Consider the following 19118-nt stretch of genomic DNA (forward strand, 5'->3'; position numbering starts at 1 on the left):
CATCCATGTCGTCCGCCAGTCCCTCCCTTGCCTTTGCCGGCCTCGGCCTGATGGGTGTACCCATGTCCCGCCGCCTGCTCGCCGCCGGTTTTCCGCTGACCGTCTGGAACCGTTCCGCCGGCAAGCGCGAGCTGCTCGCCGCCGAGGGTGCGAAGGCCGTGGAGACGCCGGCCCAGCTATGCGCCGAGGCCGAGGTGGTGATGCTCTGTCTGGCTGATACGGCCGCCGTGCGCGAAGTGGTGTTCGGCGCCGGTGGCATCGTCGAGGGCGCCCGCGCTGGGCAGTTGCTGGTGGACTTCTCCAGCCTGGAGCCGGCCGCAACCCGCGAAATGGCCGCCGAGCTTGAAGCGCGTACCGGCATGCGTTGGGTCGATGCCCCTGTTTCCGGCGGTACGCCGGGCGCCGAGGCCGGCACCCTGGCGATCATGGCCGGCGGCCGCGTCGAGGATGTCGAGCGCGTGCGGCCGATCCTCGCCCACCTCGGCCAGCGCCTGACGCGTATGGGGGATGTTGGCGCGGGGCAGGTGACCAAGGTGTGCAACCAGATGATCGTCGCCTGCAATGCTCTGGTGATCGCCGAAGTGGTGGCGTTGGCGGAGAAATCTGGCGTTGACGCGAGCCTGATCGCCCCGGCCCTGGCCGGCGGTTTCGCCGACTCCAAACCCCTGCAGATCCTGGCCCCGCAGATGGCCGAGAGCCGCTTCGAACCCGTGAAGTGGCACGTGCGCACGCTGCTCAAGGATCTGGACACCGCCGTGAAGCTTTCCCGCGAGGAGGGCTCGGCCACGCCCATGAGCGGCCTCGCCGCGCAACTGATGCGCCTGCATGGCAGCCAGGGCAATCTCGAACGCGACCCGGCTACGCTGGTCGAGCAATACCGTCTTTCGAAGGAATTCCCGCAATGAAACTCTGCGCCAACCTGTCCCTGCTGTTCACCGAAGTTCCGCTGCTGCAGCGCATCGACGCCGCCGCCAAGGCCGGCTTCGAGGGCGTGGAAATCCAGTTCCCCTACGACGTCCCCGCACAGGACCTGAAGGCCGCGCTGGACGAGGCCGGCCTGCCGCTGGTGCTGATCAACCTGCCGGCCGGTGACCTGATGCAGGGCGGGCCGGGCATTGCCGCCGTGCCGGAGCGCGCGGCGGAGTTCGAGGCGGCGCTGGCCAAGGCGCTGGACTACGCGCGCATCGTCAAGCCGCAGCACATCAACGTGCTGGCTGGCCGACTGGTCGAGGGGCTGGAGCGCGAGGTTGCCCTGCAGACCCTCGCCGAGCGTCTGCGCGCCACCTGCGATGCCTTTGCCGGCAGTGGCACCGATGTGCTGATGGAAGCCATCAACTGCCACGACATGAAGGACTTCCTGCTCAACACGCCCGAGCACCTGCAGGACATGCTCGAGCGCGTGGCGCGGGAAAACCTGCGTGCGCAGCTTGACCTCTACCACATGGCGCGCATGGGCCTGGAACTGGTGGATTGTATCTACGCGCTGATGGGCCAGATCGGCCACGTGCAGTTCGCCGACTACCCCGAGCGCGGCGAGCCGGGCTCGGGCGAGATGGAGTTCGAAGTACCCCTGCAGGTGCTCGACGATGTGGGCTACGACGGCTGGCTGGGCGCCGAGTACCGTCCCACCGGCACTACCGCCGATTCCCTGCGCTGGCTGCCGCGCTGGCGCGCTGGCAAGTTCGATTTCTGAGGCGGACCCGGCTCAGGCCTGGTTGCGCAGCAGCGCCGAGTCGCTGTCCTCGTGGTAGGCCTCAAGGAATTCCACCAGCGCGGATAAGGGCAGGGGCCGGCTGAACAGGTAGCCCTGCGCCAGCTCGCAATGGTTGTCGCGCAGGAACGCCAGTTGCTGCGCATGCTCCACCCCCTCGGCGATCACCTTCAGGTGAAGCTTCTGCGCCATGGCGATGATCGCTTGGGCGATCTCGCTGTCGCGGCGCGATTGCGGTACGTCGCGGATGAAGGAGCGGTCCACCTTCAGCGCATCCAGCGGCAACTGGCGCAGGTAGGACAGGGAGGAATAGCCGGTGCCGAAATCATCGATGGACAGGCTCACACCCAGATCGCGCAGACGATTGAGCAGCGGGATGGCCTGGCTGATGTTGGCCATCACGGCGTTCTCGGTGACTTCCATTTCCAGGTAGCGCGCAGCCAGACCGGTGTCGGCGAGGGTCTGCTTCACCTCGTCCACCAGGCTTTCGCGGCCCAGGTTGCTGGCGCAGCAGTTCACCGCGACCCGCAGGCCGCTGTAGCCCAGGTCGTGCAGGCGGCGTAGGTCCTCGCAGGCGCGGCGCAGCACCCAGGCATCCAGCGCGCCGATCAGGCCGTTGGCGGTCGCCAGGCCGATGAAGCGGTCCGGCGCCAGCAGGCCGTGGGTCGGATGTTTCCAGCGCACCAGCGCTTCGAGTTGCTCCACCTCGCCATGGTCGATGCGCAAGATCGGTTGGTAGTAGAGCACCAGTTCGTCGTCCCACAGCGCCTTGCGCAGTTCCTCTTCCAGTTGCAGTTCCTGGGTCGCCTTGGTCTTCAGGTGCGGGCTGAAGAAGTGCGTGGCGTTGCGGCCGTTGCCCTTGGACTGGTAGAGCGCGAGGTCGGCGTGCTTGAGCAGTTCCTCGGGCTGTTCGCCGTCGTTGGGAAACAGGCTGATGCCCAGGCTCATGGTCATCACCAGGCTGCGCCCGGCAGTGCTGATCGGCTCCTTCATGCGCTGCATGAGGCGCTGGGCGAGGATGCGCGCCTCGTGGTCCTCGCCCAGGTCGGCGAGGATGCAGAACTCGTCGCCGCCCAAGCGCGCCAGCAGGTCCGTACTGCGCAGCGCGCTGCGGATGCGCTCGGAAACGATGCACAGCAACTCGTCTCCGGCGGCATGGCCGAGGGAGTCGTTGACCCGCTTGAAGTGGTCCAGGTCCAGCATAATCACCGCCATGCCCTGGGCCTTCTGCCGGTTGCGTTGCAGGCGGGCCTCGAACTCGTCGTTGAGTGCGTTGCGGTTATGCAGGCCGGTAAGGCCATCGAAGCGCGCCAGTTTCTGCAGTGAGGCGTTGGCATTGTCCAACTGGTTGAGCAGGGCGTTGACCCGGCTCAGCTCGCTTTCCTTGCTTTCCAGGCTGTCCTCGATCCAGGCCGCCCAGAGTCCGGCCAGCACCACGGCCAGGGCCAGCAGGCCGACCATCAGCCCTAGCTGGATGGCGTTGTTGCGCCCCATGTCCGCCACCGGCGCTACCCAGCTGGGCAGGGTCAGCGTCAGCGCAGCCATGCCGGTGAAGTGCATGCTGGAAATGGCGCCGCCCAGCAGCAGGCTGGCGAGAATCTGGTAGATCCACTGGCGGCCCGCCGGCTGGCGGTTGAGCACCGGCGCGAGCACCAGCGCGACGAAGGCCACCAGCACGGCCATCAGTACCGAGAGGGTGACCAGTAGCGGGTCGTAGTGCTGCGTCGGTGGCGACTCGATGGCGGCCATGCCGGTGTAGTGCATGCCGGCGATGCTGGCGCCGATGCAGCAGGCGGCGAGCAGGTATTGCAGCGGGCTCAGCCCGGCGTGGGCGAGCAGGCGCATGGCAACCACGCAGATGGCGATGGCGATGAGCAGCGACAGCAGCGTCAGCCCGCCGGAAAAATGCAGCGGCACCGAGGCGTGGAAGGCCAGCATGGCGACGAAGTGCATCGACCAGATGCCACTGCCCAGGCAGATGCCGCCAACCCACTGCCAGCGGTGGGCGTGTTGCGGCGCGCGGGCCATTCGCGCAGTGATGTTCAGGGCTACGAAGCTGGCGACACAGGCGATCAGGATGGCCAGCAGGACCAGCCCGGGGTTATGGGAACACTCCAGCAGCACTGCATCGGGTACGGCGTCCTGGTGCCAATCCATGGGCGGGATACTCCGGATGTCGGGGAATGCGCAGGCAGATTGATATCACTTTGCTTTGAGTCTAGGAAGCCAACTTGACGCTGCAAGCAACGCACTGACTTTTCGGCGCAAAGCCTGGCGGCACGCGACGCACGGTAGTGTCGAGTGCCCAGCTGATCGCAGATCCGACCACTGGCCGAAAGCTTGTAGCCAACTTGACACTTTTTTGACTAACTGCCCGCTAGAGTTGCGCCGCCGGCCGGCAGGGTCGGCGATCCCTTTTCCTATCCGACTATCGATGTAAGGAGTGCGCTCGATGTCCGAGGGCAAGCGCCGCCTCTTCCCCCAGGTCAGCTCCGCGCGGCTGGTCCTGCTGTTCTCGCTGGCACTGGTGCTGTTCTACAACTTCGCCACCTGGCGGGCGCTGAACAGCCTGGTCCCCATGGAAGGCGCATGGGGCGTGGCGTTCTTCGCATCGTTCGCCTTCTTCCTCTGGGCGGCTTTCACGCTGCTGCTGACCCTGGTGTCGTTTCGCCCGTTGCTCAAGCCGGCGCTGACCCTGGTGGCGCTGGTGTCGGCGGCGGCGGCATATTTCATGAACTCCTACGGTGTCGTGATCGATACCGTGATGGTGCAGAACATCATCGAGACCAATCCCGGTGAGGCCGCCGCGCTGTTCAGCGCGCGCATGGTCGGCTACCTGTTGGTGCTGGGCGTGCTGCCGGCGGTGATCATCTGGCTGACGCCGGTGCGCTACAGCCCGTTCTTCCGAGGCTTGCTGAACAAGGTGTTAGTGATCGTCGGTTGCCTGGTGGTGGTTGCCGTCTGCGTGGGGGCGTTCTATTCCACCTACGCTCCGGTGTTCCGCCAGGAAGAGAAGCTGACCCACTTCATCAACCCGACCAACTACATCTACGCGGTGAGCAAGTTCACCAAGCAGCGCCTGGGCATCAAGGAAAACCTGGTGGTGCAGCCCATCGGCGAGGATGCGGTGATGCCACGCAAGGTGAGCGCCGATGGCCGCAAGTCGCTGATGATCCTGGTGGTTGGCGAAACCGCCCGTGCGGACCACTTCTCCCTTAATGGATACGCACGCGACACCAACCCGGAACTGAAGAAGCTCGACATCCTCAACTTCACCAACGTCAGCTCCTGCGGCACGTCCACCGCGGTGTCGGTGCCCTGCATGTTCTCCAAGTTCCCTCGCGAGGACTACAGCGACAAGAAGGGCAAGACCAACCAGGGCCTGCTGGACATCCTCCAGCGCGTCGGTGTGTCGGTGCTCTGGCTGGACAACAACAGCGACTGCAAGGGTACCTGCCTGCGCGTGCCCAACCGCGATATCCCGAAGGACCAGCCGGGGCCGTTCTGCGACGGCAAGAACTGCCTGGACGAAGCCCTGCTGCAGAACCTTCAGGCCTACATCGACGGCCTGAAGGACAACGCCATCATCGTCCTGCACGCCGACGGCAGCCACGGCCCGGAATACTACGACCGCTATCCCAAGTCGCTGGAGCGCTTCACCCCGGTGTGCCGCACCAACCAGTTGGGCAGCTGCAGCAGCGAGGAGCTGGTGAACGTCTACGACAACACCATCCTCTACACCGACTTCTTCCTGTCCAAGGTCGTCGAGCTGCTCAAGCAGAACCAGGAGCGCTTCGATACCTCGATGCTCTACGTCTCCGACCACGGTGAATCGCTGGGTGAGAATGGCGTCTATCTGCACGCCGCGCCCTATGCCATTGCGCCGAAAGCGCAGACCCACGTGCCGATGGTGATGTGGTTCGGCAATGGCGCCCTGGGCGGCATGGGCGTGGATCGCGGTTGCCTGGAGAAGAAAGCCTATGGCGCCGAGCTCAGCCACGACAACCTGTTCCACTCGGTGCTTGGCCTCTACGGCGTACACACCAGCCTGTACCAGCCGGACCTGGATATCTTCCACTCCTGCAAACGCGACATGACTGCCGCCCAGTAAGCCAGCGGCGAGTGACATGCGGCCATGAAAAAGGCCCTGCGGTGCAAACCGCAGGGCCTTTTGTCTTTCCGGGGACTGTTACTTCTCGCGAACCAGCAGCACCGGGCGGTTGCTGACGCGCAGCAGGCCTTCGGCCACGCTGCCCAGCATCAGGCGGCGCACGCCACGGCGACCGTGGGTGCCCATGACGATGACGTCGGCCTTGGAGGCTTCGGCCTCGATCTCGATGCGCTCGGCGATCTCTTCGCTGGCGCGTTCCTGGCAGACCCGCTCGAAGCTGGCCTTCACCGGGAACTCGGCAATCTTCTCCTTCGCCTTGCCGAGGATGTCATCGGCGGCCTTCAGCGCGGCCTCGCGCAGTGGTTCGGGGTTGTAGTACACGGCGTAGTCGGGCAGATGGCGCAGCGGGCTGTCGACGATAGTGACGACACGCAGCTCACCGCCGCTCAGTTGGGCCAGCTTGGCCGCTTCGACCAGGGCGCGGTCGGAAACCGGGCTGCCGTCCACCGCTACCAGAATGCGCTCGTACATGATGTGTTCCCTCAATGAGTGGCTTGGTAAGGAAACTCTATCCCCCCATGGGCGAGAATCCCTTGCGCAGCGTCAATGGTAGTCGGTGTGTCCGACTATGCCGGGAATAGAGCGGCGTAACCGTGGATGGACCGTTGCCGGGGCGGGTTCGCGAGCAAGCTCGCTCCTACAGGTTGCGGGAGTGCCTGCTTTTTGTAGGAGCGAGCTTGCTCGCGAACAACGCCCGCCCATGAAAAAAGCCGCCACCGGTTGCCCGGTGGCGGCTTCTTCATTTCAGCCTTGTTGCGATCAGCCGGCGACCAGCACGCGGATCGCCTCCAGGCGCAGGGAGGCCTTGTCCAGCATTGCCAGGCTGTCGTCACGCTGCTTGCGCAGGGCGTCCAGCTCGCTGTCGCGCACGCTGGGGTTGACGGCCTTGAGCGCGGTCAGGCGCGCCAGTTCCTCGTCCAGGGTTGCGGTCAGATGCTGGCGGGCGGCTTCGACACGTTCGGCATGGCGCGGGGTGATCTTGGTCTCGGCCACGGCGAATTGCTTGGCCAGGACGTCGCGCTGGGCCTGCACGAACTTGTTGGCGCTGGCGCGCGGTACGCTTTCCAGCTGGTCGTTCAGGGTGTCGAAGGACACGCGCGAGGACAGATCGTTGCCGTTGGCGTCCATCAGGCAGCGCAGCGCCACCGGCGGCAGGAAGCGGCCCAGCTGCAGCTTGCGCGGCGCAACGGCTTCGCTGACGAACAGCAGCTCCAGCAGCACGGTGCCGGGCTTGAGCGCCTTGTTCTTGATCAGTGCCACCGAGGTGTTGCCCAGCGAGCCGGACAGCACCAGGTCCATGCCACCCTGCACCATGGGGTGTTCCCAGGTGAGGAACTGCATGTCTTCGCGGGCCAGGGCCTGGGCGCGGTCGTAGGTGACGGTCACGCCTTCGTCGTCGCCCAGCGGGAAGCTGGCGTCGAGCATCTTCTCGCTCGGGCGCAGGATCAGGGCGTTCTCGGAGTGGTCTTCGCTGTCGATCCCGTAGGTATCGAACAGGCGCTCCATGTAGATCGGCAGGGCGAACTGGTCGTCCTGTTCCTCGATCTCGGCCACCAGCGCCTCGCCTTCGCCAGCGCCACCGGAGTTCAGCTCCAGCAGGCGGTCGCGGCCGTTGTGCATCTCGGCTTCCAGCGCCTCGCGGGCGGCGGTGCCTTCGGCCAGCAGGGCTTCGAAGGCGTCGTCGTCGCCACCGTCCAGCAGCTCCACCAGGCGCGGGCCGAAGCGGTGCTGCAGGGCGTTGCCGGTGGGGCAGGTGTTGAGGAAGGCGTTCAGCGCCTGGTGGTACCACTGGAACAGGCGTTCCTGCGGGCTGTTCTCCAGGTGCGGCACATGGATCTGGATGGTGTGCTTCTGGCCGATCCGGTCAAGGCGGCCAATGCGCTGTTCCAACTGGTCCGGGTGGGCCGGCAGGTCGAACAGCACCAGGTGATGGGCGAACTGGAAGTTGCGGCCTTCGCTGCCGATTTCCGAGCAGATCAGCACCTGGGCACCGAATTCTTCATCGGCGAAGTAGGCGGCGGCACGGTCGCGCTCGAGGATGCTCATGCCCTCGTGGAACACGGTGGCCGGGATACCGGACTTCAGGCGCAGGGCATCGCCCAGGTCCATGGCGGTCTCGGCGTGGGCGCAGATCACCAGCACCTTGTACTGCTTGAGCATCTTCAGGGTGTCGATCAGCCACTCGACGCGCGGATCGAAGCGCCACCAGCGGTTGTTTTCGTCGCCATCGTCAGCCTGGGCCTGGAAGCTGACCTCCGGGTAGAGGTCCGGGTGCTCGCCCAGCGGCAGCTCCATGTACTCGATCGGGTTGGTCAGCACGTAGGGGTGCAACTGGCGCTCCGGGAAGCCCTGCACGGCGGCACGGGTGTTGCGGAACAGCACGCGGCCGGTGCCGTGGCGGTCCAGCAGCTCGCGTACCAGGCGGGCGCGGGCATCTTCATTGCCGGCCTCGACGCTGGCCAGCAGATCGTCGCCATCGCTGCCGAGGAAGCCGTGGATGGCCTGGCGGGCGGCGGGGGAGAGGCTGCCCTGGTCAACCAGCTCCTGCACCGCCTCGGCTACCGGGCGGTACTGACTGCTTTCGGTGCGGAAGGCTTCCAGGTCGTGGAAGCGGTCCGGGTCGAGCAGGCGCAGACGGGCGAAGTGGCTGTCCAGACCGAGCTGTTCCGGGGTCGCGGTGAGCAGCAGTACGCCGGGGATGACCTGGGAGAGTTGCTCGACCAAACGGTACTCGGGGCTTGCCTGTTCCGGGTGCCACACGAGGTGGTGGGCTTCGTCGACCACCAGCATGTCCCACTCGGCGGCGAACAGCGCGTCCTGGGCTTTTTCGTCTTCGCGCAGCCACTCCAGCGCCACCAGGGCCAGCTGGGTGTCTTCGAAGGGGTTGCTGGCATCGCTCTCGACGAAGCGCTCGCGGTCGAACAGGGCGACTTCCAGGTTGAAGCGCCGGCGCATTTCCACCAGCCACTGATGCTGGAGGTTTTCCGGTACCAGGATCAGCACGCGGCTGGCGCGGCCGGAGAGCAACTGGCGGTGGATCACCAGGCCCGCTTCGATGGTCTTGCCCAGGCCCACTTCGTCGGCCAGCAGGACGCGCGGCGCCATGCGGTCGGCGACTTCACGGGCGATGTGCAGCTGGTGCGCAATGGGTTGTGCGCGGGCGCCGCCCAGGCCCCAGAGCGAGGACTGCAGCAGGCGGGTGCGGTGTTCCAGGGTGTGGTAGCGCAGGCCGAACCAGGACATCGGGTCGATCTGCCCGGCGAACAGGCGATCGCTGGCCAGGCGGAACTGGATGAAGTTCGACAGCTGGGTTTCCGGGACGGTGTGCTGCTCGTTCTGCGCGGTGATGCCGTGGTAGATCAGCAGGCCGTCGACCTCGTCCACTTCGCGGACGGTCATCTTCCAGCCTTCGAAGTGGGTGATCTGATCGCCCGGCGCGAAGCGCACGCGGGTCAGCGGCGCATTGCGCTCGGCGTACTGGCGGGTATCACCGGTGGCCGGATAGAGCACCGTGAGCATGCGGCCATCCAGCGCCAGGATGGTCCCCAGGCCGAGTTCCGCTTCACTGTCACTGATCCAGCGTTGACCGGGTTGATACTGCGCCATGGACACCTCCCAAAAAAAGCCGGCTATGGTACCGGAACGCGCAGCGTTCAGCGATGGCCGTCGGCGCCTCCGGTCGTCCGAATCATCGGGAATGCCGGTTATTTGCGTGCACTCATCGCGAATCGTGGAAAGTGTAGCGAGGCGCTCTCAAGTCTGTAGCCGCTGCGCCGATAGCCTGACCAGAGGACTTGTCAGCGCCATTCCACAGGGTTTGCCCCAGGACCAGCCTATGCTGCCGCCGATTCCCCATAGTCTGGCACCCGTCACTGCTCAGCAGGACGTGCCCAAGCCGCGACCGGATGTCACCCCGGTGACTCCGCCTGCGCCCAGCGCGGGCAATGCCGGCGTGGAGCTGGAGCGCCGCCCGGACGAGCAGGCGCTGCGCGAGGAGTACCAGCGTCGGCGCAAGCGCCGTCAACTCGCCGACGGCACGCCCGAGGGCGAGGCGCTGGAAGAGCTGGAGGAAGTGGAGGAGTTGGGCGACGAAGTGCAGGCCGCGCCGCGCAAGGGGCTGTGGATCGATGTCGAGGTCTGACTTGCCAGGGGAGTAGACTGTGCCCCTCGCTGATTCCCCGAGCTGTCCATGCTGTTCGACGACGCCCCCATCCTGCTACCCGATGCCGAGCTGCGCCTGTTTCCCGACTGGTGTGCGCCGGAGCGCGCCGCCCGCTGGATGGAGCAACTGCTCGCGGAAACGCCCTGGGAGCAGCCGCAAGTGCACCTGCATGGCCGCGACTACCCGGTGCCGCGCCTGGTCAACTGGTACGGCGATCCCGAAGCCTTCTATACCTATTCCGGCCTGACCCATGCGCCGCTGCCCTGGACGCCGCTGTTGGCGGAGATCCGTGCCGCGGTAGAGGAGGCCGCCGGTCAATCCTTCAATGGCGTGCTGCTCAACTACTATCGCGACGGCCAGGACTCGATGGGCTGGCACAGCGATGACGAACCGGAGCTGGGGCGCAACCCGCTGGTCGCCTCGTTGAACCTGGGCGGCACGCGGCGTTTCGACTTGCGGCGAAAAGGGCGAAACACAATCGAACATTCCATCGAACTGTCTGGCGGTTCACTGCTGGTCATGTCCGGCGCGACACAGCATTATTGGCAACATCAGGTTGCCAAGACGCGCCGTCCGGTCGCACCGCGCCTGAATCTGACCTTCCGCCTGGTGCATGCCTTGCCATGAGCAACGACGACAAGCTGATCGACTTTAACGCCGAGCGCGACAAGCGCATCCACGACGTACACGAAAAGCGCCTGCAGGACGTGCGCAAGGCCTTCGAGCAGGCGCTGCCGCTGGGCAAGCCGCGCAAGAAGAACAAGAGCAAGCCGAAGAAACGCTGAGACTTACCCGCAGAATTCCCGCTTTTTTGCCGCCAGGGCCCGCCCTGCGCGGCTTCCCGCCGCACCATACCTCACCTGAAACTTGACCTGAGTCAGTGCTCCGGCCCTCCCCGGAAAGCGCCTTGTCGTCCATTGATCCAGGTCAATTTGCCCCGCCCGGCCGCCGGTAATCTGCACACATCCCCAGACGATGTAGGCAACAGGAGGCCAGCATCATGTTCATCGACGAAGTGGTTCTCGCAGGCATCCTTACCGTCGGACTGATGGTTGTTTTCTTCGGCGGGGTCGGAATTTTCATCTGGAAGGACAGCCACAAGAAGAGCTGATCCTTACAGAGTCACAGAGCACGCAAGGCACTTCGGGCGACTTAGGTCGCCCGTTTTTTTTTTGCCTCTACGAAAGTCGGGATGACATATTGTTAGCCTGCTAATAATATGATTGGTAACGATTCATCCATCCGGTTTGCCGGCTATCGTTAAGCGATAGACCCGGACCCTTTCGAGAGACCGCGTGCGACCTACGCTACAGGCATTCCTCGCGCCGGATACGCTGGCGCTGAAATTCGCGATCAAGACCCTCCTGGCCGGCGGCCTGGCACTTTGGTGTGCCTTTCGCTTCGACCTCGAGCAGCCGCAGTGGGCGTTGATGACGGTGTTCATCGTCTCCCAGCCGATGTCGGGCATGGTGGTGGCCAAAGGGTTGTTCCGCCTGATCGGTACCCTCGTCGGCACCGCCATGTCGGTGGTGATGATGGCATTGTTCGCCCAGACGCCCTGGCTGTTCCTGCTGGCCATCTCGCTCTGGCTCGGGCTCTGCACTGCCGCCTCGACTAGCCTGCGCAACCATGTTTCCTATGCCTTCGTGCTTTCGGGCTACACCGTGGCGATCATCTGCCTGCCGGCGATCAGTCATCCCCTGGAAGTGTTCGACCAGGCGGTGGCGCGCAGTACGGAAATCTGCCTGGGGATTCTCTGTGCCTCGGCGGTCAGCGCCATCCTCTGGCCGCGCCGCGTCGAGGCCAACCTGGACAAACAGGCCCATGCCACCTGGCTCACCGGCATGCAGGCCGCGCGCAGCGAGATCGATGCCGACGCGCGGCAGATCAAGGGGCTGCTACAGGCGCTGGGCAAGATCGTCGAAGTCGATGTGCAGCGTGACCACGCCTGGTTCGAGGGCTATCGCGGACGCATGCGTTCGCGGGCGTTGCGGATTCTTTCCCGCGACCTGCTCAGCCTGCTGCGCACCGCGCGTGGCGTGGCTCGACAACGCAGCGTGCTGGATGCCGACGACCGCGCGCGCCTGCAGCCCTGGTTCGAGGAACTGCGCGCCACCCTGGAGGATCCGCAGGTCGACGCCATGCGCTCGTTGCAGGAGCGCCTGCAGGAGGCCGGGCTGGATGAAAAGCACTCCAACGACCTGCGCTACTGCCTGACTCGCTGCTCCTTGCTGTTGCTCAAGGCGCTGAACTCGGAGAAGACCATGCGCGCCGTGGCGGACGGACGGGTGGACGACGTCGCCACCGGCACGCTTTCCTGGCACCGCGACGGGCTGATGGCGCTGTTCTACGGCCTGCGCAGCGCGTTGGCGCTGCTGGGCATGTCAGCGTTCTGGATGGCCACTGCCTGGCCGGCGGCCACCGGCGGCATGCTGTTGGCGGCGGTGATCTGCAGTCTGTTTGCCAACCGTGACAACGCCGTCACCATCGGCCTGGGTTTCCTGCGCGGTATTCTCTATGCGATTCCGTCGGCGGCCATCGTCAGCCAATGGCTGCTACCGCAGTGGAACGGCTTCCCGTTGCTGTGCCTGGCGCTGGGGGTGCCGCTGTTCTTCGCCCTGCTGGGCATGGCGACACCGGCATTGGCGGGCACTGCGACGTCCTTTTCGATCCATTTCATTACCCTGGTGGCGCCGAGCAACGTCATGAAGTACGACCTGGCCAACCTGCTCAATTCGGCCCAGGGCATCGTTATCGGCGTGGGCTTCGCGGTGCTGGTGTTCCGCTTGCTCACCTTGCCGGCGGATTGGCTCAACCGCCGGTTGATCCAGGCCACGTGCGAAGACCTCGGGCGCCTGACCCGGCGGCCGCTGGGCGAAGCCGAGAACTGGTTCGGCGGGCGCATGGCCGATCGCCTGATCCGCCTGGCGCGGCACTACACCCTGCTGCCCAGGGAAGAACAGAAACGCTGGCAAGATGGCTTGCTGGCGCTGGACCTAGGCAACGAATTGATCCATCTGCGCTCCTGCCTCAGCGGAGCGCAAGGGCAACTGCGCAAGCGTCGCGACCAGTTCCTCGGCGCCCTGGGCAGTGTGCTGGAAAAGGGCCCCGGCGCAGGGCGCGAGCAGCGCCTGGAAAGCCTGTGCCCGCCCCTCGAGGAAGCGCTCGCGCACGACCTGCAGGGTGACAACGAACCCAACCGCCTGGCTCGCGCGGCGCTGGCGCAGTTGCGTCATACCTGGCGCCAATGGTGCCGCCTGGAGGACGCCAATGGGACTGCATGAGTACGGCTGGGGCGGCGTTTTCCTGAGCCCGCTGTTCATCTACGCGGTGTTGGCCCTGGGCCTGACCGTGGTTTTGCGCCTGCTGCTGCAGGCCACTCGCTTCGGCCGGTGGATCTGGCACGAAGCCCTTTTCGATTGCTCGCTGTTCGTGCTGATTCTCTGCGCCATCACCTGGGCGTTGAGCGGAGCACCCTGAGAGGAGAAGCTGTATGCGCGGTTACCTTCGCGTAGCGGTCACTATCATTCTGGTCATCGCCGCGGTCATGGCCGGCACCTGGCTGTGGCGCTACTACATGCTGTCGCCCTGGACCCGCGACGCGCGCGTGCGCGCCGACGTGGTGGTGATAGCGCCGGATGTTTCCGGCTGGGTCACCGACCTTGCCGTGCAGGACAACCAGCAGGTCAAGGCCGGCGACCTGATCATGCGTATCGACCACGAGCGCTACGCGGCGAACCTGGAGCAGGCCAAGGCCCTGGCCGAGACCCGGCACCAGCAATACCTGTTGCGTGTGAGCGAGGCGTCGCGGCGCAGTAAGCTCGGTATCGCCGCGATCAGTGCCGAGGACAAGGAAACCGCGCAGATCAACGCCGCCATCGCCAAGAGCGAATACGACGAGGCGCAGGCCCAGGTGCGCCTGGCGCAACTGAATCTGACCCGCAGCGAAATGCGCGCCCCGCGCGACGGCCAGGTCACCAACCTGCGCCTGGCCCAGGGCAACTACGCCCAGGCCGGCCAGGCGATGATGGCGCTGGTGGACCAGAAGTCCTTCTACGTCACGGCCTATTTCGAGGAAACCAAACTGCCGGGCATCCGCGTCGGCCAGCCGGCCCAGGTGGTGCTGATGAGCGGCGACATCGCCATCGATGGCACTGTGGAAAGCATCAGCAGCGGCATCACCGACCGCAATGCGATCCCCGACAGCCAGTTGCTGGCCAACGTCGAGCCGACCTTCAACTGGGTGCGCCTGGCCCAGCGCATCCCGGTGCGCATCCACTTGGACAAGGTGCCCGAGGGCGTACACCTGAGTGCCGGGATGACCGCCAGTGTCACCGTAAAGGAGCGCTGATTCCCTCCGCCTGGGGTTCGCGCCCGAACCAGCAGGACAGCGCTGCGCACAGCACCGACGCCGCTACCAGGCTGATACCGACCCAGGGTGTCCAGGCGATGCCGGCGAGGCTGATCACCGCGCCTCCCAGTGCCGCGCCGAGGGCCACGCCCAGGTGCATCGCCGATGTATTCAGCGCCACCCCTGCGCTGCCGCTGGCCGGGTCGCTGGCCAGCAGGTAGCTCTGCACGGCCGGCGAGATCATCCAGCTGATGGTGCTCCAGACCATCAGCGCACCGAGCAGCAGCCACGGATGACCGAGGCTCAGTGGAATCGCCAGCATCGCCAGGCCGAACAGCACCGGGACCACGACCAGCGCACGGCGATGGCCGAGGTGGTCGCTCAGCCAGCCACCCAGGTAGCCGCCGCCTATGGCCGCCAGGCCGATCAGCAGCAGGGTCAGGGCGATGCCCTGGCTGTCGGTGATCCCGGCGACCTGCTGGAACCACGGCGTGATGTAGGCGAACAGGGTGAAGTGCCCGCCCAGCAGGAGGATCGACACCAGTTGCGCCAGGTTCAGCGCCGGGCTGCGCAGTTGGCGTTTGTAGGCTGCGCCATTGGCCGGACTATCCAGCGCCCGACGGGGCAGGGCGATCTGCAGCAGGACAGCCAGGGGCAGCGAGTAGAGGGCGATGGCGGCGAAGATCCAGCGCCAGCCGAACCATTCGTTGACCAGCACACCGGCCGGCACGCCAAATACCAGCGAGCCGCTGATGCCCATGAAGATCAGCCCGAGGGCGCGGCCGCGTTGCGCCGGCTGCGCCAGCTCCACGGCCAGCAGGCTGGCCTGCATGATCAACAGTCCACAGCAGGCAGCCATGCCGATGCGCATCAGCAGCAGCGACCCATAGCCGGGGCTCAGCGCGGCGCCGGCATTGAAGGCGGCGAATACGAGCAGGGTGATCACCAGCAGCCGGCGACAGTCGGCACCACGGGTCAGCCAGCCGAGCGAGGGCGCGGCGATGGCGAAACTCAGGGAAAACAGGCTGGTGAGCTGCCCGGCGAGGCTGAGGGAAACCTGCAGGTCAGCCGCGAGCGAGGGCAGGATGCCGGTGAGGATGGCCTCGGCGAGGCCCGCGGCAAAGGTGCAGAGGGATAGCAAAAGCAGTCGAAGGTCCATGGCGGCTCCGATTCCCGGTGAGGGGTTTCGGGCACGTAGCCTTCGGTTATCCCGGATGGATGTGAGGTGACGGGGGCAGGGTAGTCGAGCGAAAAACGGTATACAAGTTTCCGGGGCCGGATGGCCGGCCCCGGAACATACGTCAGCCGACGGTGATCGGCGGCAGGGCAGGCAATTCGATGTTGAGCTTCTCTGCGGGGGCCAGCACTTCGGCCTCGCCTTTCACCACGGCTTTGCCGTCCTGGTTGAGCACCACGGTGCCGATGCGCACCCGGTTCTTCGGCAGTTTCTCCAGCACTTCCAATTCCACGGTCAGCTGGTCACCGAGCTTCACCGGGCGGGTGAACGCCAGGTTCTGGCCGAGGTAGATGGTGCCCGGGCCGGGCAGGGTGGTAGCGATCGCCGCGCTGATCAGCGCACCAGTCAGCATGCCGTGGGCGATGCGCTCCTTGAACTGGGTGGTAGCGGCATAGTCGGCGTCCAGGTGTACCGGGTTGCGGTCGCCGGAGACCTCGGCGAACAACTGGATGTCGCGCTCGGTCACGTTGCGCTGGAAGTTGGCCTTCTGGCCGACTTCGAGTTCTTCGTAAGGGACGTTCTGTACGGAAGTCATAAGGGCTCCTCGGATTTCTCGACCTGCGGGACCGGGCACTGCACGCCCAGCCAGTCGATCAGGTTGGCGGTGACCTCGTCGCGGTTGCTCTCGTTGAACAACTCATGGCGAGCGTCGGGATAAATCTTCAGTTGGACGTCACGAACCCCGGCACGAGTCATCGCCTGGGCAAGATCGCGCAAACGCCTGCCCTGGCTGACAGGGTCGCGTTCGCCGCCGATCACCAGTACGGGCAGGTCGTTGCGGATGGCTGCCAGATGTTCGATCGGCGTGATGTCTGCCAGTCCGCCGAGCAGGTCCAGCCATAGCTGGTTGCTGCAGCGGAAGCCGCACAGCGGATCGGCGACGTACTTGTCGACTTCGGCCGGGTCGCGGCTGAGCCAGTCGAAAGCGCTGCGATTGGGCTTGAAGGCCTTGTTGAACGAGCCGAAGGACAGGAAGTCGATCAGCGCGCTGCGCCCCAGCGGGCCTTGGCGCCAGTGCTCGAAGCGGGCGATGGCCCGTGCGCTCTTGTACAGCGCCACCGGCTGGTAATTGGAGCCGGACAGTACTGCTGCCTTCACGTTGGCGCTGTGTTGCATGAGGTAGGCGCTGCCGATGTAGCTGCCCATGCTGTGGCCGAGCAGGATGATCGGCAGGTCCGGGTGCTCCTCGCGCACATGCTGGTTGAGCGTGTGCAGATCGCCGATCACCTTGCCCCAGCCACCACGGTCGGCGTAGTGGCCCAGCTCGCCGTTCTCGGCGGTGCGGCCGTGGCCGCGCTGGTCGATGGCATAGAGGTGGTAGCCGGCGGCATTCAGGGCCAGCCCCAGGCGTTCGTAGCGGCCGGCGTGCTCAGCCATGCCGTGGGACAGCATCAGGGCGCCGCGGGACGGGCCTTCCGGCGCCCAGTGGCGGGTATAGAGCGGTGTCTCGTCGCTGGCGGGGAGCCAGTAGGCGGCGTAGGGCATGGGGTCCATCCTGTTTCTTGTTCGTCGATTCTTATTGGAATGGGGCCATGGAGCGGGCCGGACGGGGCGATTCTGCCACGCCGGGACATCTTCTGTATGGATTGCTGACAGCACCTGGCCGATGTCGTGTAAGGCCCGTCCTAGGCGGTCGTCGGCTCTATCCCGCGCCACGCCGGGATGGTGGCGCAAGATTCACGCAGTCTATGACGCCGCCTGGAGTCTTTGCGATGACCAAAGGAACTGCTAGCTTCCGTCGAATGACCGCAATGACGGTTCGGTTTCGCTCAGGTATGAGGACAAGAATAAATGCAACCTGATTTCTGGAACGACAAACGCCCGGCCGGCGTGCCCAGCGACATTGACCTGACCGCCTACAAATCGGTGGTGGAAGTCTTCGAGCGCTCCTGCAAGAAATTCGCCGACCGTCCGGCCTTCAGCAACATGGGCGTGGCCCTGACCTACGCCGAGCTGGATCGCCTGTCCGCCGCCTTCGGCGCCTACCTGCAGAAGCACACCGACCTGAAGCCCGGCGACCGCATCGCCGTGCAGATGCCGAACATCCTGCAATACCCCATCGCCGTGTTCGGCGCCCTGCGCGCCGGCCTCATCGTGGTCAACACCAACCCGCTCTACACCGCTCGCGAAATGCGCCACCAGTTCAAGGATTCCGGCGCCCGCGCGCTGGTCTACGTGAACCTGTTCGGCAAGCTGGTGCAGGAAGTGCTGCCCGATACCGGCATCGAATACCTGATCGAGGCGCAGATGGGCGACCTGCAGCCCGCGCTCAAGGGCCTGCTGGTCAACACCGTGGTCAAGCACGTGAAGAAGATGGTGCCGGAGTACAACCTGCCCCAGGCCGTCTCCTTCAAATCGGCCCTGCGCCAGGGGCGCGGCCATGGCCTGCAGCCGGTCAAGGTCGGCCTGGAAGACATCGCGGTGCTGCAGTACACCGGCGGCACCACCGGCGTGGCCAAGGGCGCCATGCTCACCCACGGCAACCTGGTCGCCAACATGCAGCAGGTGCACGCCTGCCTGCAGCAGCACGGCCCGGACGGCAAGCCGCTGATGCAGGTCGGCAACGAGGTCATGATCGCGCCGCTGCCGCTGTACCACATCTATGCCTTCACCGCGAATTGCATGTGCATGATGGTGAACGGCAACCACAACGTGCTGATCAGCAACCCGCGTGACATCCCCGGCTTCATCAAGGAGTTGAAGAAGTGGCGCTTCTCCGCGCTGCTGGGCCTGAATACCCTGTTCGTCGCCCTGATGGATCGCCCGGAATTCAAGGAACTGGACTTCTCCAACCTGAAGGTCACCAACTCCGGCGGCACTGCGCTGGTCACCGCCACCGCCGAGCGCTGGAAGGCGATGACCGGCTGTACTGTGGTGGAAGGTTACGGCCTGACTGAAACGTCCCCGGTGGTCAGCACCAACCCCTACGGTGATGCGGCGCGTCTGGGCACTGTCGGCCTGCCGGTGCCGGGCACCGCGCTGAAAGTCATCGACGACGACGGCAACGACGTCGGCCTGGGCGAGCGTGGCGAGCTGTGCGTGAAGGGCCCGCAGGTGATGAAAGGCTATTGGCAGCGCCCGGACGCCACCGCCGAGGTGCTGGACGCCGAAGGTTGGCTGCGCACCGGTGATATCGCGGTGATCGACCCGGACGGTTTCACCCGCATCGTCGACCGCAAGAAGGACCTGATCATCGTCTCCGGCTTCAACGTCTACCCCAACGAGATCGAGGACGTGGTCATGGCCCACCCGAAAGTCGCCAACTGCGCGGCGGTCGGCGTGCCGGACGAGAAATCCGGCGAGGCGGTGAAGCTGTTCGTCGTCGCCCGCGAAGGCGGCGTGACCGTCGAAGAGCTCAAGGCCTACTGCAAGGAAAACTTCACCGGCTACAAGGTGCCCAAGCACATCGTGCTCAAGGACGCCCTGCCGATGACTCCGGTAGGCAAGATCCTGCGCCGGGAGTTGCGCGAAACCGCCTGACGCCAG

Annotated in this window: 17 protein-coding genes; 11 read left to right on the forward strand and 6 right to left on the reverse strand. The window is 65.3% G+C overall.

What is annotated here, in order from left to right; genetic code table 11:
- Positions 1-5 precede the first annotated feature (5 nt).
- Both AC2T4A_RS11815 and AC2T4A_RS11820 read left to right on the forward strand, forming a co-directional pair.
- On the forward strand, positions 6-905 hold the full coding sequence (locus tag AC2T4A_RS11815; protein WP_416744467.1) for an NAD(P)-dependent oxidoreductase: 900 nt from the start codon (positions 6-8) through the stop codon (positions 903-905).
- Positions 902-1693: a hydroxypyruvate isomerase family protein gene (locus tag AC2T4A_RS11820; RefSeq protein WP_253444646.1), complete on the forward strand. Its 792-nt coding sequence runs from the start codon at positions 902-904 to the stop codon at positions 1691-1693. Before AC2T4A_RS11815 ends, AC2T4A_RS11820 begins: the two co-directional genes overlap by 4 nt.
- 12 nt (positions 1694-1705) lie before the next feature.
- Here AC2T4A_RS11820 and AC2T4A_RS11825 read toward each other — a convergent pair whose 3' ends face one another.
- Positions 1706-3868 carry a putative bifunctional diguanylate cyclase/phosphodiesterase gene (locus tag AC2T4A_RS11825; protein ID WP_416744465.1) on the reverse strand — a complete coding sequence of 721 codons (2163 nt, stop codon included), beginning with the start codon at positions 3866-3868 and terminating at the stop codon, positions 1706-1708.
- Between the two features lie 295 nt (positions 3869-4163).
- Between AC2T4A_RS11825 and AC2T4A_RS11830 the strand changes: the two genes are divergently transcribed.
- Positions 4164-5822 carry a phosphoethanolamine transferase gene (locus tag AC2T4A_RS11830; protein WP_416744463.1) on the forward strand — a complete coding sequence of 553 codons (1659 nt, stop codon included), beginning with the start codon at positions 4164-4166 and terminating at the stop codon, positions 5820-5822.
- A 78-nt stretch (positions 5823-5900) separates the two neighbouring features.
- Here the strand turns inward: AC2T4A_RS11830 and AC2T4A_RS11835 are convergent, their stop codons facing one another.
- Both AC2T4A_RS11835 and rapA read right to left on the reverse strand, forming a co-directional pair.
- The gene (locus tag AC2T4A_RS11835; RefSeq protein WP_416744461.1) at positions 5901-6353 is read right to left on the reverse strand and encodes a universal stress protein; all 453 of its coding nucleotides are present in this window, start codon (positions 6351-6353) and stop codon (positions 5901-5903) included.
- A 288-nt stretch (positions 6354-6641) separates the two neighbouring features.
- Complete coding sequence (gene rapA, locus AC2T4A_RS11840; RefSeq protein ID WP_478378858.1) at positions 6642-9494, reverse strand: RNA polymerase-associated protein RapA; 2853 nt, start codon at positions 9492-9494, stop codon at positions 6642-6644.
- 223 nt (positions 9495-9717) lie between these two features.
- Here rapA and AC2T4A_RS11845 point away from each other — a divergent pair, with 223 nt between their 5' ends.
- The 7 genes from AC2T4A_RS11845 to AC2T4A_RS11875 all read left to right on the forward strand — a co-directional run bounded on the left by AC2T4A_RS11845 (position 9718) and on the right by AC2T4A_RS11875 (position 14395).
- Entirely contained in the window at positions 9718-10023 is a 306-nt protein-coding gene (locus AC2T4A_RS11845) for an aspartate-semialdehyde dehydrogenase (protein WP_416744458.1), read from the forward strand.
- 48 nt (positions 10024-10071) lie between these two features.
- Positions 10072-10671, forward strand: a complete 600-nt coding sequence (locus tag AC2T4A_RS11850) for an alpha-ketoglutarate-dependent dioxygenase AlkB family protein (RefSeq protein WP_416744456.1) — start codon at positions 10072-10074, stop codon at positions 10669-10671.
- Entirely contained in the window at positions 10668-10829 is a 162-nt protein-coding gene (locus AC2T4A_RS11855) for a hypothetical protein (RefSeq protein WP_416744454.1), read from the forward strand. The genes AC2T4A_RS11850 and AC2T4A_RS11855 overlap by 4 nt, the downstream gene beginning before the upstream one ends.
- A 215-nt stretch (positions 10830-11044) precedes the next feature.
- Positions 11045-11155, forward strand: a complete 111-nt coding sequence (gene ccoM, locus AC2T4A_RS11860; RefSeq protein WP_024764625.1) for a cytochrome c oxidase subunit CcoM — start codon at positions 11045-11047, stop codon at positions 11153-11155.
- A 184-nt stretch (positions 11156-11339) separates the two neighbouring features.
- Positions 11340-13328: an FUSC family protein gene (locus AC2T4A_RS11865; protein ID WP_486743383.1), complete on the forward strand. Its 1989-nt coding sequence runs from the start codon at positions 11340-11342 to the stop codon at positions 13326-13328.
- Entirely contained in the window at positions 13315-13524 is a 210-nt protein-coding gene (locus AC2T4A_RS11870; protein ID WP_416744450.1) for a DUF1656 domain-containing protein, read from the forward strand. The genes AC2T4A_RS11865 and AC2T4A_RS11870 overlap by 14 nt, the downstream gene beginning before the upstream one ends.
- 13 nt (positions 13525-13537) lie before the next feature.
- Complete coding sequence (locus AC2T4A_RS11875; RefSeq protein WP_416744448.1) at positions 13538-14395, forward strand: efflux RND transporter periplasmic adaptor subunit; 858 nt, start codon at positions 13538-13540, stop codon at positions 14393-14395.
- Here the strand turns inward: AC2T4A_RS11875 and AC2T4A_RS11880 are convergent.
- The 3 genes from AC2T4A_RS11880 to AC2T4A_RS11890 form a co-directional block, all read right to left on the reverse strand.
- Positions 14376-15554, reverse strand: a complete 1179-nt coding sequence (locus AC2T4A_RS11880; protein WP_486743384.1) for an MFS transporter — start codon at positions 15552-15554, stop codon at positions 14376-14378. The genes AC2T4A_RS11875 and AC2T4A_RS11880 overlap by 20 nt on opposite strands.
- Before the next feature lie 142 nt (positions 15555-15696).
- Positions 15697-16167, reverse strand: coding sequence for a MaoC family dehydratase (locus AC2T4A_RS11885; protein ID WP_416744445.1), 471 nt, complete (start codon positions 16165-16167; stop codon positions 15697-15699).
- Positions 16164-17117: a lysophospholipase gene (locus AC2T4A_RS11890; protein WP_486743385.1), complete on the reverse strand. Its 954-nt coding sequence runs from the start codon at positions 17115-17117 to the stop codon at positions 16164-16166. The genes AC2T4A_RS11885 and AC2T4A_RS11890 overlap by 4 nt, the downstream gene beginning before the upstream one ends.
- A 306-nt stretch (positions 17118-17423) precedes the next feature.
- Here AC2T4A_RS11890 and fadD2 point away from each other — a divergent pair, with 306 nt between their 5' ends.
- Positions 17424-19112, forward strand: coding sequence for a long-chain-fatty-acid--CoA ligase FadD2 (fadD2, locus tag AC2T4A_RS11895; RefSeq protein WP_486743386.1), 1689 nt, complete (start codon positions 17424-17426; stop codon positions 19110-19112).
- The last annotated feature ends 6 nt before the right edge of the window (positions 19113-19118 follow it).

Source organism: Pseudomonas sp. PVC-3-1 (assembly GCF_057444315.1).

Excerpts from the sequence above, each read along its gene's own strand:
- AC2T4A_RS11815 (WP_416744467.1), top strand. The coding sequence starts at position 6 with ATGTCGTCCGCCAGTCCCTCCCTTGCCTTTGCCGGCCTCGGCCTGATG.
- AC2T4A_RS11820 (WP_253444646.1), top strand. The coding sequence starts at position 902 with ATGAAACTCTGCGCCAACCTGTCCCTGCTGTTCACCGAAGTTCCGCTG.
- AC2T4A_RS11825 (WP_416744465.1), bottom strand. The coding sequence starts at position 3,868 with ATGGATTGGCACCAGGACGCCGTACCCGATGCAGTGCTGCTGGAGTGT.
- AC2T4A_RS11830 (WP_416744463.1), top strand. The coding sequence starts at position 4,164 with ATGTCCGAGGGCAAGCGCCGCCTCTTCCCCCAGGTCAGCTCCGCGCGG.
- AC2T4A_RS11835 (WP_416744461.1), bottom strand. The coding sequence starts at position 6,353 with ATGTACGAGCGCATTCTGGTAGCGGTGGACGGCAGCCCGGTTTCCGAC.
- AC2T4A_RS11845 (WP_416744458.1), top strand. The coding sequence starts at position 9,718 with ATGCTGCCGCCGATTCCCCATAGTCTGGCACCCGTCACTGCTCAGCAG.
- AC2T4A_RS11850 (WP_416744456.1), top strand. The coding sequence starts at position 10,072 with ATGCTGTTCGACGACGCCCCCATCCTGCTACCCGATGCCGAGCTGCGC.
- AC2T4A_RS11855 (WP_416744454.1), top strand. The coding sequence starts at position 10,668 with ATGAGCAACGACGACAAGCTGATCGACTTTAACGCCGAGCGCGACAAG.
- ccoM (WP_024764625.1), top strand. The coding sequence starts at position 11,045 with ATGTTCATCGACGAAGTGGTTCTCGCAGGCATCCTTACCGTCGGACTG.
- AC2T4A_RS11870 (WP_416744450.1), top strand. The coding sequence starts at position 13,315 with ATGGGACTGCATGAGTACGGCTGGGGCGGCGTTTTCCTGAGCCCGCTG.
- AC2T4A_RS11875 (WP_416744448.1), top strand. The coding sequence starts at position 13,538 with ATGCGCGGTTACCTTCGCGTAGCGGTCACTATCATTCTGGTCATCGCC.
- AC2T4A_RS11880 (WP_486743384.1), bottom strand. The coding sequence starts at position 15,554 with ATGGACCTTCGACTGCTTTTGCTATCCCTCTGCACCTTTGCCGCGGGC.
- AC2T4A_RS11885 (WP_416744445.1), bottom strand. The coding sequence starts at position 16,167 with ATGACTTCCGTACAGAACGTCCCTTACGAAGAACTCGAAGTCGGCCAG.
- AC2T4A_RS11890 (WP_486743385.1), bottom strand. The coding sequence starts at position 17,117 with ATGCCCTACGCCGCCTACTGGCTCCCCGCCAGCGACGAGACACCGCTC.
- fadD2 (WP_486743386.1), top strand. The coding sequence starts at position 17,424 with ATGCAACCTGATTTCTGGAACGACAAACGCCCGGCCGGCGTGCCCAGC.